Source organism: Microbacterium sp. cf332 (assembly GCF_900102175.1).
In the GTDB taxonomy this organism is placed as follows: domain Bacteria; phylum Actinomycetota; class Actinomycetes; order Actinomycetales; family Microbacteriaceae; genus Microbacterium.
In genome coordinates this window covers 1,259,292-1,273,185 of sequence record NZ_FNKN01000001.1, presented here as the reverse complement: position 1 = coordinate 1,273,185, position 13,894 = coordinate 1,259,292, and the positions used below count along the sequence as shown (strand labels likewise).

The 13,894-nt window shown below is 72.8% G+C and carries 14 protein-coding genes; 7 read left to right on the top strand and 7 right to left on the bottom strand.

Going from position 1 to position 13,894, the window contains the following annotated elements:
- Positions 1-45 precede the first annotated feature (45 nt).
- The 3 genes from BLT21_RS06085 to BLT21_RS06075 form a co-directional block, all read right to left on the bottom strand.
- Positions 46-672, bottom strand: a complete 627-nt coding sequence (locus BLT21_RS06085; RefSeq protein WP_091500447.1) for a response regulator — start codon at positions 670-672, stop codon at positions 46-48.
- A gap of 71 nt (positions 673-743) precedes the next feature.
- Positions 744-2,069, bottom strand: coding sequence for an NtaA/DmoA family FMN-dependent monooxygenase (locus BLT21_RS06080; protein WP_091500446.1), 1,326 nt, complete (start codon positions 2,067-2,069; stop codon positions 744-746).
- Complete coding sequence (locus BLT21_RS06075; protein WP_091500445.1) at positions 2,066-3,424, bottom strand: O-acetylhomoserine aminocarboxypropyltransferase/cysteine synthase family protein; 1,359 nt, start codon at positions 3,422-3,424, stop codon at positions 2,066-2,068. The genes BLT21_RS06080 and BLT21_RS06075 overlap by 4 nt, the downstream gene beginning before the upstream one ends.
- Positions 3,425-3,574: 150 nt before the next feature.
- Between BLT21_RS06075 and BLT21_RS06070 the strand changes: the two genes are divergently transcribed.
- A complete protein-coding gene (locus BLT21_RS06070; protein ID WP_091500443.1) occupies positions 3,575-4,432 on the top strand; it encodes a sulfurtransferase in 858 nt (285 codons plus the stop codon).
- A 123-nt stretch (positions 4,433-4,555) separates the two neighbouring features.
- Here the strand turns inward: BLT21_RS06070 and BLT21_RS06065 are convergent, their stop codons facing one another.
- Positions 4,556-5,125 (bottom strand): flavin reductase family protein, encoded by a 570-nt coding sequence (locus tag BLT21_RS06065; RefSeq protein ID WP_091500724.1) that lies wholly within the window; start codon positions 5,123-5,125, stop codon positions 4,556-4,558.
- Positions 5,126-5,205: 80 nt separating this feature from the next.
- Positions 5,206-6,564, bottom strand: a complete 1,359-nt coding sequence (locus tag BLT21_RS06060) for an O-acetylhomoserine aminocarboxypropyltransferase/cysteine synthase family protein (protein ID WP_371113421.1) — start codon at positions 6,562-6,564, stop codon at positions 5,206-5,208.
- 98 nt (positions 6,565-6,662) lie between these two features.
- On the opposite strand from BLT21_RS06060, the gene BLT21_RS06055 reads away from it, so the two are divergent.
- From BLT21_RS06055 to BLT21_RS06045, 3 genes are all read left to right on the top strand, one after another.
- Positions 6,663-7,481, top strand: coding sequence for a nitroreductase family protein (locus BLT21_RS06055; RefSeq protein WP_218125715.1), 819 nt, complete (start codon positions 6,663-6,665; stop codon positions 7,479-7,481).
- 144 nt (positions 7,482-7,625) lie between these two features.
- Positions 7,626-8,630 carry a pyridoxal-phosphate dependent enzyme gene (locus BLT21_RS06050; RefSeq protein ID WP_091500438.1) on the top strand — a complete coding sequence of 335 codons (1,005 nt, stop codon included), beginning with the start codon at positions 7,626-7,628 and terminating at the stop codon, positions 8,628-8,630.
- The gene (locus tag BLT21_RS06045; protein WP_091500436.1) at positions 8,627-9,781 is read left to right on the top strand and encodes a cystathionine gamma-synthase; all 1,155 of its coding nucleotides are present in this window, start codon (positions 8,627-8,629) and stop codon (positions 9,779-9,781) included. The genes BLT21_RS06050 and BLT21_RS06045 overlap by 4 nt, the downstream gene beginning before the upstream one ends.
- 24 nt (positions 9,782-9,805) lie before the next feature.
- On the opposite strand, the gene BLT21_RS06040 is transcribed toward BLT21_RS06045, so the two are convergent.
- Entirely contained in the window at positions 9,806-10,297 is a 492-nt protein-coding gene (locus tag BLT21_RS06040) for a DnaJ family domain-containing protein (protein WP_091500434.1), read from the bottom strand.
- Between the two features lie 68 nt (positions 10,298-10,365).
- Between BLT21_RS06040 and BLT21_RS06035 the strand changes: the two genes are divergently transcribed.
- On the top strand, positions 10,366-11,442 hold the full coding sequence (locus BLT21_RS06035) for an FUSC family protein (RefSeq protein WP_091500431.1): 1,077 nt from the start codon (positions 10,366-10,368) through the stop codon (positions 11,440-11,442).
- Between the two features lie 64 nt (positions 11,443-11,506).
- A complete protein-coding gene (locus BLT21_RS06030) occupies positions 11,507-12,106 on the top strand; it encodes a PadR family transcriptional regulator (protein ID WP_091500429.1) in 600 nt (199 codons plus the stop codon).
- 6 nt (positions 12,107-12,112) lie between these two features.
- On the opposite strand, the gene BLT21_RS06025 is transcribed toward BLT21_RS06030, so the two are convergent.
- Positions 12,113-12,739, bottom strand: coding sequence for a hypothetical protein (locus BLT21_RS06025; RefSeq protein WP_091500427.1), 627 nt, complete (start codon positions 12,737-12,739; stop codon positions 12,113-12,115).
- A gap of 117 nt (positions 12,740-12,856) precedes the next feature.
- Here BLT21_RS06025 and BLT21_RS06020 point away from each other — a divergent pair, with 117 nt between their 5' ends.
- Positions 12,857-13,870 (top strand): LacI family DNA-binding transcriptional regulator, encoded by a 1,014-nt coding sequence (locus BLT21_RS06020; protein ID WP_256335935.1) that lies wholly within the window; start codon positions 12,857-12,859, stop codon positions 13,868-13,870.
- The last annotated feature ends 24 nt before the right edge of the window (positions 13,871-13,894 follow it).

The window sequence follows — 13,894 nt, the reverse complement described above, 5'->3', positions numbered from 1 at the left end:
TGCGGGGTCCACGCCTTCTCGTCGTGTCCGGCCCGGGCGATCCGGTCAGTCGAGGTCGGAGTGCGCCGCGAGGAGCGCGGCCTGCGTCCGGCTCGTGACGCCGAGCGTACGAAGGATCCCGGTCAGGTTGTTCTTGACGGTCTTCTCGGCGAGTCCCAGCCGCCCCGCGATCTCGCGGTTCGACAGCCCGCGTGCCACGAGCGCCAGCACCTCGCGCTGACGGTGGGGCAGCGCTGCGACCGAGACCGACGCGTCGCCGCCGTCGGTGGGTGACGCGGCGGGAGCGCGCAGCGTCGCGCTCAGCGTGTGCCCGCCGGCGACGCGACGCACGGCGTCGATGAGCTCGCTCGCGGCGAGGTCCTCGACGAGGAAGCCGTCCGCACCCGCGGCCGCGCTCGCCCGTCGGGCGTCGTCGTCGTCGACCGCGCTCAACACGAGGCACCGCAGTGCGGGGTGAGCGGCCCGGAGCGTCGCGCAGACGTCGGCACCGGTCCCGTCGACGAGGTCGTAGCCCACGACCGCGACATCCGGCGCGGTGGCCGCCGCGCGAGAGATGGCCTGGCGCGCGGTCGTCGCCTCCGCCACGACCGTCATCCCCGTTGCGGCGTCGATGAGGTCGGCGACGCCCCGGCGGACCAGGTCGTGGCCGTCGAGGACGAGCACCGCGAGCATGGCCCCACCGTACCGTCCGACCGGTCGCTCAGCCCGTTCCTCCGGTGCCGGGCGCGCGCGCCCGCGCGGACTCAGAACGCGGTGAGGTCGGCGCGCAGGCCCCGGCCCGTGTGCTCGGTGCGCAGGATGCCGCGTCGGCGCAGCACAGGCACGAGCTCGTCGAGCGCGCGGTGGATGGTGACCGGGTGCAGGTCGCCCGAGAAGATGAGGCCGTCGTTGTCGGCGTCGTCGCCGAGCGCCTGGATGACGTCGGCGATCTCCTCGGCGGTACCGACCGTGCCGCCGGCACCGTCGGTCACCCGGCCGAGTCGTGCCTTCCCGGCCAGGATCTCGCGGAGCGGTGCCTCGGAGAAGTCGGAGAAGCGCCCGAGCAGGCCCCGGATCGTCCCCTTCGAGACGTGGTCGCCGAAAATCGCGGGATCGAGCGGACGGTCGAGGTCGAGCGCCGTGAGGTCGGTCTCGAGATCGCTCGACCACGCCTCGGCGACCTCGACGAGGGTTGCGTCATCGGGGTGCCGTGACGCTTCGACGATGCGGTCGGCCTCGTCGACCGAGCTCGCGACGATCGGCTTGAAGACGAAGAAGGTCTGAATGGCGTCGGCGTCCCGGCCGGCGGCCGTCGCAGCCTCGCGCACGCGTGCCCGGTAGGCGCGGATGCTCGCGGGATCGAGGTTCGACAGTGCGAGCTGGATCTCGGAGTTCGCGCCGGCGAATCCGATGCCGCGGGGCGACCCTCCGGGTGAGGCGACGACGGGGTCGCCCGCGGGCAGCGGTTCGGCGTTGAGCGGACCGTCGAACGAGAAGTACTCGCCGCGGTGCTGCACCGCGTGGATCTTCGACCCGTCGGCGTAGATCTGCGTGTCGGGATCGGCGATGAGCGCGTCGTCGTCCCAGCTGTGCCAGAGCAGGCGCAGGGCGTCGAGCCACTCCTGCGCGCGGTCGTAGGCGGCGTCGTGCCCGAGGCGCTCCGTGCCGAAGTGGTGTGCCGAGCCGACGTCGGTGACGACGTTGAGGCCGAGCCTGCTGCCGCTGAGGTGCTGCAGCGACGCGAACTGCCGCGCGGCGAGGTAAGGGGGCCAGGCCGCGGGATTCACCGTCGGGATGACCCCGAGGTGCTGCGTCGCCGCGAACAGGTACGGTGCGAGCGTCCAGGGGTCGTGCTTCGGGCCGCCGTAGGCCTTGCGGACGCGCAGGTTGAGCGTCTCGGGCGTGATGCCGACCGACAGCGCGTCCTCGATGAGGACGAAATCGAACCCGGCCTGCTCGAGTTCGCGTGCCGAGTGCTGGTAGAGGTCGGGCTTCTGCCAGGCCCAGTTCCATCGCTGGTAGGGCCGCGCCCATCCGTGCGGGCCGAAGCCGCGCGAGAGGAACCAGCCGAAGTGTTGGGTGCGCGTCATGCCGACACCGCCTCGGGTTCGGTTCGCCGCAGAGCCGCCGTGCCCGCGGTCGCCGCCGTGGCGGCGGTCAGCCCGCGCTCGAGGTCGGCGATGAGGTCGCGGGCGTCCTCGAGCCCGACCGAGAGGCGCAGCAGGCCGGGGCCGACGCCGATGCGGTCGAGATCGGCGTCGCTGCGGTGCGCGTGCGTCGTCGTCGCGGGATGCAGCACGAGCGAACGCACGTCGCCCAGGTGGGTCATGGGCGTGAAGAGGCGGACGTGCGCGGTGAACGCCTCGGCGGCCGCGCGGCCTCCCGTGAGGGTGAAGGAGAACAGTGCCCCCTGCCCGTCGGGGAGCAGCTGCCCGGCGAGGTCGTGATCCGGGTGCGAGGCGAGCCCGCTGTAGTCGACGCCGGCGACCTCGGGGCGCGCCTCGAGCCAGGCGGCGAGCCGCGCTGCGGTCTGCGACTGGCGCTCGACCCGCAGCGACAGGGTCTCGACCCCCTGCAGCAGGAGGAACGCGTTCAGGGGAGAGGGCGAGGGGCCGAAGCGCATGGCGACGCGTCGGGCCGCGTCGAGGAAGGCCCGTTCGCCCGACCGCTCCACGAATGTGCGGCCGTCGGGCCCGGTCTCGACCGCGATCTGCCGGAAGCGGCCCGGGACGGCGTCCCACGCGAACCGGCCGCCGTCGACGATGACGCCGCCCAGAGCGGTGCCGTGGCCCGAGAGGAACTTCGAGGCGGAGTGCACGACGATGTCGGCGCCGAGCTCCAGCGGGCGCAGCAGATACGGCGTCGCGAGGGTCGAGTCGACGACGAGCGGGATGCCGTGACGGTGGGCGATCGCCGCGACCGCTGGGATGTCGAGGACGCCGCCGCGTGGGTTCGCGATCGACTCGGCGACCAGTGCGCGCGTGCGGGGGCCGATCGCCGCCTCCCACGCGGCGGGGTCACGGGGGTCGTCGACGAAGTCGGTCGTGATGCCGAGCCGGCCGAGGTCGGACCGGAGGAGCTCGCGCGTGCCCTCGTAGATCGCCGATGCCGCGACGATGTGGTCTCCCGCCTCGAGGATCGTCAGCAGCGCCGTGGACGTCGCGGCCTGTCCACTGCCGACGAGCAGCGCGCCGGCGCCGCCCTCGAGGGCTGCGATGCGTCGCTCGGCCGCAGCGGCGGTCGGGTTGCCGACGCGCGTGTAGCTGAAGCCCGTGTCGGGGTCGGCGAAGCGGCCCTCGCCGTCGGCGATGTCGTCGAACTCGAAGCCCGCCGTCAGGTAGATCGGGGTCGCACGCGAGCCGTGGACGTCGAAGCCGCGGGCTCCGGCGTGCAGCTGACGCGTTGCGAAGGCGAGGGGTTCGTCGCGGGTCTCGGGAGCGGACATGGGGGAACAGTACGGCGACCGCCGCGGCGTGCGCGCGTACGGCGTCATGCGGTGTCACGGTCGGGACGCTGTGTGTCGCCGTGTGTTCCCGCGTTTCCGAGTGTTTCGACGTGCCCGGCGACCCTCGGGGGCGCTCGCGAGCATGGGGTCATGTCCCCCCTGGTGAGCGTCGACGACCTCGCCGCCGAGATCGCCGCGGACGCGCCCGTGCGTCTGCTCGACGTCCGGTGGCGCCTGGACCGCGCCGAGGGCCGTCCGGAGTACCTCTCCGGCCACCTGCCCGGGGCGGTCTACGTGGATCTCGAGCGCGAGCTGGCACGCCCGGGCCGTCCCGAGCAGGGACGGCATCCGGTTCCCGACCGCGCCGACCTCGAGGTCGCCGTCCGCCGCTGGGGCGTGAGAGCCGGCGACCGTCTCGTCGCGTACGACGACAACGACGGGGTCGCAGCGGCGCGCGCGTGGTGGCTGCTGCGTCGCCACGGCCTCGACGTGCGCGTGCTCGACGGCGGGTTCCGGGCCTGGGTGGCATCGGGGCGCCGGCTCGAGCGCAGCGATCGGGCGGCGGCGCCGGGTGACATCGAGCTCGCCGAGGGCGTGGGCGGGCTGGCCGACATCGACGAAGCCGCGGTCGCCCCTTCGCGCGGCATCGTGCTCGACGTGCGGGCTCCGCAGCACTACCGGGGGCAGATCGCCGGGGCCGACCCCGTGAGCGGGCACATCCCCGGCGCGGTCAATCTGCCGACGGTCACCCACATCGCGCCGACCGGGCTCATGCGCGGCGCGGAGGAGATCCGCGCCGCGCTGGCGACGGTGGGAATCGGGCGCGACACCGATGTCGTCGTCTCGTGCAGCTCGGGCATCGCCTCGGCGCACACCGCGCTCGCGTTCACCGTCGCGGGATACCCGCGGGTCCGGGTGTTCGCCGGCTCGTGGAGCCAGTGGTCGCGTGACCCGGGCCGCCCGGTCGCGACCGGGCCCAGCCCCTCGGCCGCGATCAGCGTGGTCTGAGGACCCGCGCGAAGCGGTGCGCGTCGAGCGGCACGCCCGGAACCGGCGCCGCCGGATCGAGACGCAGAACCGCCCGCTCGGTGCTGGGCGGCACCGGCGGGCGGTCGTGGCTGTCGGGCGCGTTCAGCCCTCGAGCGCGGAGTGCTCGTTGAGCCGGTGCCAGGTGCGGTTGTGGTACACCAGGGCGTCGCCGTGGCCGCCGGGCTCGACGTCGCGCTCGACGTGCGACTGCAGGGCGTGGCCCGCGATGACGACCGAACCGCCCGCGTCCATGCGCGAGACGACGGCGCAGCGCACCCATGCGCGGACGCCGCGGTAGACGGGCTCGCCGGTGGTCAGGCGCGACCAGGCGGAGGTGTCGGCGAACCGGTCGACGCCGCTCGTCGCGCCGAGCTTGGCGAGCGCGAGGTCGTCGGCGTCGAGCAGGTGGACGACGACGGTCTCGGCCGAAGCCAGCACGGCCGACGCCGAGGACTGCGCCGAGACCGAGAAGATCAGGAGCGGCGGCTCCGCACTCACCGACGCCACGGACGTCGCAGTGAGGGCGACGGGCCCCTCTCCCGCGTCGGCGGTGATGACGGCGACGCCGCCGGGGTGGCCGCGGAAGAGCGCTTTGAACTCGTCGGCGGAGAGCGATGCGCCCAGGTGACGGGACGGGTGCTCTGCGGAGGGGTCGAGATTCGGCTGCGACATGATCACGACGTTAGTAACCCCGGAGCCCTCGCACATGTTCCGTGTCGTTCGGAGACGGTCGATGACCCCGTGTGACGCGATCAGCCGGCGATGCGCCGCGTCGCGGCGTCCAGGGCGTCACCGAGGTCGGCGATGAGGTCGGCCGCGGTCTCGATTCCGATCGACAGGCGGATGAGTCCGTCGCCGATGCCGAGACGGCTGCGCTCCTCGGGGGAGAACGAGACGTGGGTCGTCGTCGCCGGGTGCAGCGCCATCGAGCGGACGTCTCCGATGTTGGTCATGCGGCTGACGATCCGCAGCGCGTCGAAGAACGCCTCGGCCGCGGGCCGGCCGCCTCGCACCGTGAATGCGAACACCGAGCCGGCATGACCGCCGAAGCGCGCCTGCGCGATGTCGTGGAACGGGTTGTTCGGCAGGCCCGCGAAGTCGACGCTCTCGACCGCGGGATGCACGTCGAGCCATGCCGCGACCGCCGCGGCGTTCGCCAGGTGACGCTCCATCCGCAGCGACAGCGTCTCGATGCCCTGCTGCAGCAGGAATGAGTTGACCGGCGACAGTGCCGCGCCGAGGTCGTTGACGATGCCGAATCGCAGGTAGGCCTCGAAGGCGCGCTCGCCGTAGGCCGTCACGAACGAGGGCTTGCCCGGCGCGATTGGCTCGGTCAGGCCGGGGAATGAGCGGGACGACCCGGTCCAGTCGAAACGACCGCCGTCGACGATCGCGCCCGAGAGGGCCGCGCCGTGCCCCGAGAGGAACTTGGTCGAGGAGTGGACGACGATGTCGGCGCCGAGCTCGAGCGGCCGGATGAGGTACGGCGTCGCGACGGTGTTGTCGACGATCAGGGGGATGCCGTGCCGCCGGGCGATCTGCGCGACCGCCACGACGTCGACGAGGTCGTTCTTGGGGTTCGGGATGGTCTCGACGAAGATCGCCTTCGTGTCGGGGCCGATCGCCGCGTCCCACTCGGCCTCGTCGCGAGCGTCGCGGACGTAGTCGCTCGAGATGCCGAGTCGTGCGAAGGTGCGGTCGAAGAGGATCCGTGTGCCGCTGTAGATGCTCGCCGTCGACACGATGCGCTCGCCGGCTCCCGCCAGCCCGAGGAGCACGGCGGTGATCGCGGCCTGACCCGAACCCACGACGATCGCGCCCGATCCGCCCTCGAGCGACGCGATGCGTCGTTCGGCGACCTGGTGCGTGGGATTGAGGTTCCGCGAGTAGAGCTGCCCCTCGTCGGCGCCCGTGAAGCGCGCCTCGGCCTGCGCGAACGAGTCGAACCGGTACGCCGCCGTCAGATAGATCGGGGTGATCCGGGCGCCGTGCGCTGGTTCGTCGGCCTCGCCCGCGTGCACCTGCCGCGTGTCGAAGCCGAAGCCGTGCCAGTCGTATCGGGGCGGCAGGATCTCGTGGGTGGTGTTCTCGGGCTGCAGGCTCACGGACACAGGCTAGGGCGCCGCGGGCGCGGTATCCGATCCGTCCGTCACACGCCGACAGATTCCGTGGCGTGCGTACGATGATCGTCGACCCCGAGGAGGCACCCGTGACGACGACCGATGACCAGCAGGCCTGGGTCCGCCGGTACGGCACGGCCGCGCCCGACGCCGAACTGCCCCGCAACGCGGTGCTGGACCTGCTCTACCGCCACCGTTCGGTACGTCGGTTCGTGCCCGGCGAGATCGACGACGCGACCGTGACGGCGATCGTCGCCGCAGCGCAGTCCGCGTCGACGAGCTCGAACCTGCAGGCCTGGTCCGTCGTCGAGGTGCGGGATCCCGACCGCCTCGACGCACTCGCGCACCTCGCCGGCGATCAGGACTTCATCCGCCGGGGCGGCGTGTTCCTCGTCTTCGTCGCCGACTGGGCCCGCGCCGCCGAGCTGGCGCGTCGGATCGGTGAGCCTGCCGAGGCGGTCGGCTACATCGAGAGCACGCTCGTCGGCTTCGTCGACGCCGCCCTCGCGGCGCAGAACGCCGTCGTCGCGGCGGAGTCGCTCGGCCTCGGGGCCGTCTACGTCGGCTCGGTGCGCAACAACCCGGAGCGGATCGCCGACCTGCTCGAGCTGCCCGACGGCGCCTTCCCGGCGTTCGGCGTGGTGCTGGGGCACCCGGATCCGGCGGACCCCGCGGGGGTCAAGCCCCGCCTGCCCCAGGGCGTCGTGCGGCACCGCGAGGTGTATCGGCTGCCCGATGCGGACGCGGTCGCACGGTACGACCGGGCGGTGACGGAGTACTACCGCACGCAGGGCGAGCCGCGCGGATGGCTGCGCGGCGCGATCGCGCGCGTGCGGGATGCCGCCAGCCTGCACGGCCGGCACACCATGCGCGCCTCGCTCGAACGGCGCGGACTGTCGTCTCGCTGAGCCCGCTCGACACCGGCGGGCACCTGGCTTAGGGTGGACGCGTGCAGACCTGTCGTTGTTGTCGCTGAGCGCCGCCGCGCTCACCTCAGACGACCCCGACAGCACCCGCGCCTCTGAGCGCGCGGACACCGTGAGGACATCCTCGTGCGTTACGCAGAGAACATCGCCGAACTCGTAGGCAACACCCCGCTCGTGCGCCTGCACCGCGTCGCCGCAGCCACCCGCGCCACCGTGCTCGCGAAGGTCGAGTACTTCAACCCCGGGAGCTCGTCGAAGGACCGCATCGCCGCCCGCATCATCGACGCGGCCGAGCGCGACGGCCTGTTGCGCCCCGGCGGAACCATCGTCGAGCCGACCAGCGGCAACACCGGTGTCGGCTTGGCGCTCGTCGCCCAGCAGCGCGGGTACCGCATGGTCTTCGTCGTGCCCGACAAGTTCGCGGGCGAGAAGGTCGCGGTGCTGAAGGCCTACGGCGCCGAGATCGTGATGACTCCGACGAGCGTGCCTCCGGAGCATCCCGACTCGTATTACAGCGTCTCGGACCGGCTCGCCCGCGAGATCCCCGGCGCCTTCAAGCCGAACCAGTTCGCCAACGCCGCCGGCCCGCGCTCGCACTACGAGACGACCGGCCCGGAGATCTGGCGCGACACCGCCGGCCGGGTGACCCACCTCGTCGCGGGCGTGGGAACGGGCGGGACCATCACCGGCACCGGCCGCTACCTGCGCGAGGCCTCCGGCGGCGCGGTCACGATCGTCGGCGCCGACCCGGACGGGTCGATCTACAGCGGCGCGGTCGGTTCGTACCTCGTCGAGGGTGTGGGCGAGGATTTCTGGCCCGAGACCTTCGATCCCTCGGTCGTCGACCGCTACGAGCGCGTCGGTGATCGCGAGTCCTTCGCCATGACCCGCCGGCTCGCTCGCGAGGAGGGGCTGCTCGTCGGCGGCTCGTCGGGGATGGCCGTCGTCGCCGCGCTCCGCACCGCCCGCGACCTCGGGCCCGACGACGTCGTCGTGGTGGTCCTGCCCGACCACGGCCGCGGCTACCTCTCGAAGATCTTCGACGACGACTGGATGCGGTCCCACGGCTTCGCGGACCTCGTCGACACGACCGATCCCCGCACGACCCACGACACCCGGAGCGACGCATGAGCACCCACGATTCCGCCCGCGGCCTGGCGAGCCTCGCCGTCCACGCCGGCCAGGAGTTCGACCCCACGACGGGAGCCGTCATCCCGCCGGTCCACTTCTCCACGACGTACGCACAGGACGGCATCGGCGGGCTGCGCGGCGGCTACGAGTACGGACGTTCGGGCAACCCGACGCGCACGGCGCTGCAGGTGCAGCTCGCGGCGCTCGAGGGCGGCGCCCACGGCTACTCGTTCGCGTCGGGCCTCGCGGCCGAGGATGTGCTGCTGCGTGCGGCACTCGAACCCGGCGACGAGGTGCTGCTCGGCAACGACGTCTACGGCGGCACGCACCGGCTCATCGCCCGCGTGCTCGCGCCCTGGGGCGTCAAGCTGCGCGTGGTCGACATGAGCGACCTCGCCGCCGTGCGCGCGGCCGTCGCCGAGCGCGCGCCGCGGGTGCTGTGGGTCGAGACCCCCTCGAACCCGCTCATGCGCATCACCGACATCGCCGGTCTCGCCGCGATCGGCCACGAGGCCGGTTCGCTCGTGGTGGTCGACAACACGTTCGCCACGCCCGCGCTGCAGCGTCCGCTCGAGCTCGGCGCCGACGTGGTCGTGCACTCGACGACGAAGTATCTGGGCGGTCACTCCGATGTCGTGGGCGGAGCGCTCGTGCTCGATGACGACGCGCTCGCCGAGAAGATCGGGTTCCTGCAGTTCGCGGCCGGCGCCGTCTCGGGGCCGATGGACGCCTGGCTGACGACACGCGGCATCAAGACCCTCGATGTCCGCATGCAGCGGCACAGCGAGAACGCGGGCGCGATCGCCGCGTTCCTCGACGGGCACGAGCGGGTGGCCCGGGTGTTCTATCCGGGCCTGGCCTCGCACCCCGGGCACGAGCTCGCGGCATCGCAGATGACGCGATTCGGCGGCATGCTCTCGCTCGCCCTCGAGTCGGGAGAGGCGGCGCGCCGTTTCGCGGAGTCGACGAAGCTGTTCCAGCTGGCCGAGTCCCTCGGCGGCGTCGAGTCGCTCGTCAACTACCCCGACGCGATGACGCACGCCTCCGTCCGGGGTACCGAGGCGGCCGTCCCTGTCGAGATCGTGCGGCTGTCGGTGGGCATCGAGTCGGTCGACGATCTCCTGGCCGACGTGGAGCAGGCGCTGCGCTGAGCGCGGGCCGGCGACGGAACGAGATCAGCGTCGGAAGAGCCGTCGGCGCCGCGTCGGCGGGCTCGGGGGAGCGGCGGATGCCGCGATGGCGCGACGCTCGCGCCATCCGGCGACCTCGGTCTCCACGTCGCGGGTCGGGGTGACGACGGGCGGTCCGCCCTGCAGCTGACGGCGGGCCTCGACGACGCGGCGGTTGAAGTCGGCGACGTATTCGCGGACGTCGGCCTCTCGCCCGAGCGCGTCGACGCGATCCGCGAACTCGGCGTGCTCGATGCGCAGGGTCAGCGCGGGCGGGCCGAGCCCGGTGAGCTGCTCCTCGCGGATCTTGCGCTTGATCCACCAGTCCGGGTCGTGCTGCGCGCCGAGATCGGCGATGGGCTTGCCGGCTCCGGGCAGGTCGTCGAACTCACCGCGTCGGATCGCCTGCTGGATGGCGGTCTCGATGTAGGCGGCCCGCTCGCGCGCGCCGGGCGCCGCGGTGTCGGGCGTCGGGGATGCGGGGGGATCGTCGCTCATATCGTCCTCCGCTTCCAGGGTAGGGGCCGACGCGCGAGGCCGTACCGATATCGCGAGACAATGGGGCAATGCCGCTTTCGCCCCCGTCGTCGCCCGAGAACTCCGGCCGATGGCGGCGCGAGGCGGGGGAGCTGGGCCGGAGTCTGACGCGGTTCGGCCCGTCGCCGGGGCCGCGCTGGCACCTCGGGCTGCAGGCGGCGATCGCGATGGCGGTGCCCGTCGTCGTGCTCTCCGCGGTGGGTCTCGAGGGCATCGCCCTGCTCGCGGCGACCGGCGCGTTCGCGACGCTCTACGGCGGACGGCTCACCCCGCGCGAGCGCGTGGGGTTCGTCCCGGTCGTCGCCGGGGTGCTGTGGTCGTCAGCGGCCCTCGGTGTCGTCGCCGCGGCAGTCGGCCCGATCGCGATCGCCGTCGGCCTCGTCGTGGTCGCAGTCGCGGCATCCGTCCTCGTGTTCGGGCGCTCGGTCGGCCCCCCGGGGCCGCTGTTCATCGTGCTCATCTACGGTCTCTCGGCGCACGTGACGGCGCCGGAGGCGGCGCACGCGGTCGAGCCGGTGCTGTACCTGGGCGTGCTCGCGGCGTCGCTGGCCTTCGCCTGGCTGGTCACCGCCGCGCCGCTCGTGCGCCGCTCGCACCGCGGTGCCCGACCGCGACCGCTGAGCGCGCTCTTCCCCTCGGCGTTCGCCGAGGCCACGACACGGACGCTGATCGTCCGGACCGCGGCGATCGCCGTCGTCGGCACGGCGGTCTCGCTCCTCGTCGACCCCGAGCGGGCCTACTGGATCGTCGGTGCGGGCGTCGCCGTGCTCGGTGTCAGTGCGAGCCGTCGCGTCGCGCTCTCGCGCGGCATCCATCGCGCGCTCGGCACCGCCGCCGGCGCCGCCGTATACCTCGTGATCTCCGTCGTGCCCGTCGGCGGCGTCGCACTCGGCCTCGTGCTGGGCGTGCTCCAGTTCGTCATCGAGCTCGTCGTCGTGCGTCACTACGCGCTCGCGCTCGTCTTCATCACGCCGCTCGTTCTCCTGATCCTGAGCGCCGCGGGCGCGGGAGGGCCGGAGCTCGCGGTGGAGCGCGTGATCGACACCGTGGTCGGAGCGGCGCTGGGTACCGTGAGCAGCCTCATCGTGGTGCGGTCGCGCCGGTAGTCCGATGTCATACCGGGTATGCATATACTCGCAAACCAGATACCCGGTATGCGAAAGGACGGCCGTGTCGGTACGACTCAGCCTGCTGGCGATCCTCGACCAGGGGCCCTGCTACGGGTACCAGCTGCGGGCGGAGTTCGACCGCCGCACCGGGTCGACCTGGCCCCTCAACGTCGGCCAGATATACAACACGCTCGACCGCCTCGAGCGCGACGGTCTGGTCGAGAAGGGTGCGGTCGACGCGCAAGGGCACGTCTACTGGCAGATCACCGACCCCGGGCGGGCCGAGGTCGCCGCATGGCTGAGCTCGCCCGTCGAGCGCGCGGCGGGCACCCGGGACGAGCTCGCGATCAAGCTCGCCGTCGCCGCGACCCTGCCGGGCGTCGATGTGGCCGCGGTGATCCGGGCGCAGCGTCAGGCGTCGCTCGCACAGCTGCATGAACTCCGTGCGGCCGCTTTTACCGGCGTCGATGCCGGTGGGCCCGAGGAGCTCGCGTGGTCGCTCGTCGTCGACTCGATGGTCTTCGCCGCCGAGGCCGAGGTCCGATGGCTCGACCACGTCGAGACGCGGCTGTCGCAGCGTCCGCAGCACGCGATGGCGATCGAGCTGTCGACCGAGAAGCCCAAGCGTGGCCGGCCCGTGAAGGTGCCGACGACGGTGTGAGGTCATTCAGCCCGCGACGCGCCAGAACTCCGGGCGGACCTCGGCCACGGGCGCGAGTTCGTCGCGGAGACGCCGCCAGATGTGAAGGCCGGCTTCGAGCCAGCCTTCCGGTGGTTCGCCTTCCGGGCCCGAATCCTGGATGGCCTCGTCCCAGGCGACGAGGTCACGGACGAGGTCGCCATTCAGGCCGAGGCTGTGTGGATCGACGACGTATCCGTCGGTGAAGCTCTCCCACAGCGGGCTGGAGGCGTGGCCGGAGAACATCCGGATCACGCGGCGGCCGTCCGGCAGCACGACCGGCTCGCCGCGGCGGGCGCGCGCCATGAGGTAGCGGGCCTGCATCTCGCCCCGGCGCTGCCATTCGACGGCGTCGGTCGGCGTGTCGTCGTAGTCGTAGCCCGACAGCCAGACGAGGCCACGCTCCACCCCGATGCCGCGGACCAGCGCCAGTGACCAGAGGTGGCGGTCGTCGTCGGCGAGGGTGCCCACCTCGTGGAGCACGGCGTCGATCGACACGTCGACGAAGTCCAGGATGCGCGCTGGCTCGTCCGGCGCGGGATAGATGAAGACCCGGAATCTCGGGCGCAGATCCTCCCACGTCGTGTCCGACCGATCGGCGAGCTCGACGTCCATGGCTGTGAGCCTATGGCCCCCGACAGGTCGCTCTGGGCCGTCTCTGCGGCGGCGCACCGGGATCTCCGACAGAAGCGTGTCGACGACGGGTGCGCCTCTCGCGGCTAGCCTGGCGCAGTGAGCGAAGGCATTCCGGGACGAGCACGCGTCGGTGTGCGGGACGTCGCCGCGGCGGCGGGCGTGTCGACGCAGACGGTGTCGCGCGTCATCAACGATCACCCGCACATCCGCCCGGAGACCCGCGACCGGGTCGTCGCGGCGATGGCCGAGCTCGGCTATCGCGTCAACAACGCGGCACGGGCGCTCGGCACTGCGACGACGCGCACGATCGGTGTCATCGCCTCCGACACCGATCTCTATGGACCGGCCGCGGGGATCGGAGCGCTCGAGCGTGCGGCCCGGTCGGCCGGGCGGTGGATCGCGACCGCGTACGCCGACGGGGCGGACGCCGCGAGCGTGGCCGCGGCCGCCGACCACCTCCTCGCCCAGGGGGTCGACGGCATCGTCGTCGTCGCGCCGCATACGGCCGCGCTCGATGCGCTGGCGAGCGCCGATCCCGGGGTGCCGGTCGTCACGCTCCATGCTCGCGTCGAAGCGGCGGACGGAACCGGCGAGCCCGATCGCGGCGCTGCGGGTGCGGCGCTCGCCGTCGAGCACCTCGTCGATGCGGGGCACCGGCGCATCGCGCAGCTCGCGGGGCCGGCGGCGTGGCTCGAGGCCGTCGCGCGCGACGTCGGCGCCGAGTCCGCGCTGGCGGCCCGGGGGCTCGAGCTGACCGCGCGCTGGCGCGGCGACTGGTCGGCCGGGTCGGGCTCGGCTCTCGCGCACGAGATCGCCGGCGCGCTGGATGCGGACGACGGCCCGACCGCCGTCGTCGTCGCCAACGACCAGATGGCTCTCGGTCTCATCTCGGGCCTGGCTCAGCTGGGCGTGAGCGTACCGCGCGACGTGAGCATCGTCGGATTCGACGACCACCCCGACGCAGCGTTCTACCTTCCGTCCCTGACGACCGTGCGGCTCGACGTGGCGGGGGAGGCGTGGCGGTGCGTGCGGGTGTTGCTCGGTGACGAGCATCCGCCGCAACCCGCGGCGCCGCAGCTGGTCGTACGGGCGTCCACGCGCCCGGTCTGAACCCGCCGCTGCCCCGATCCCTCG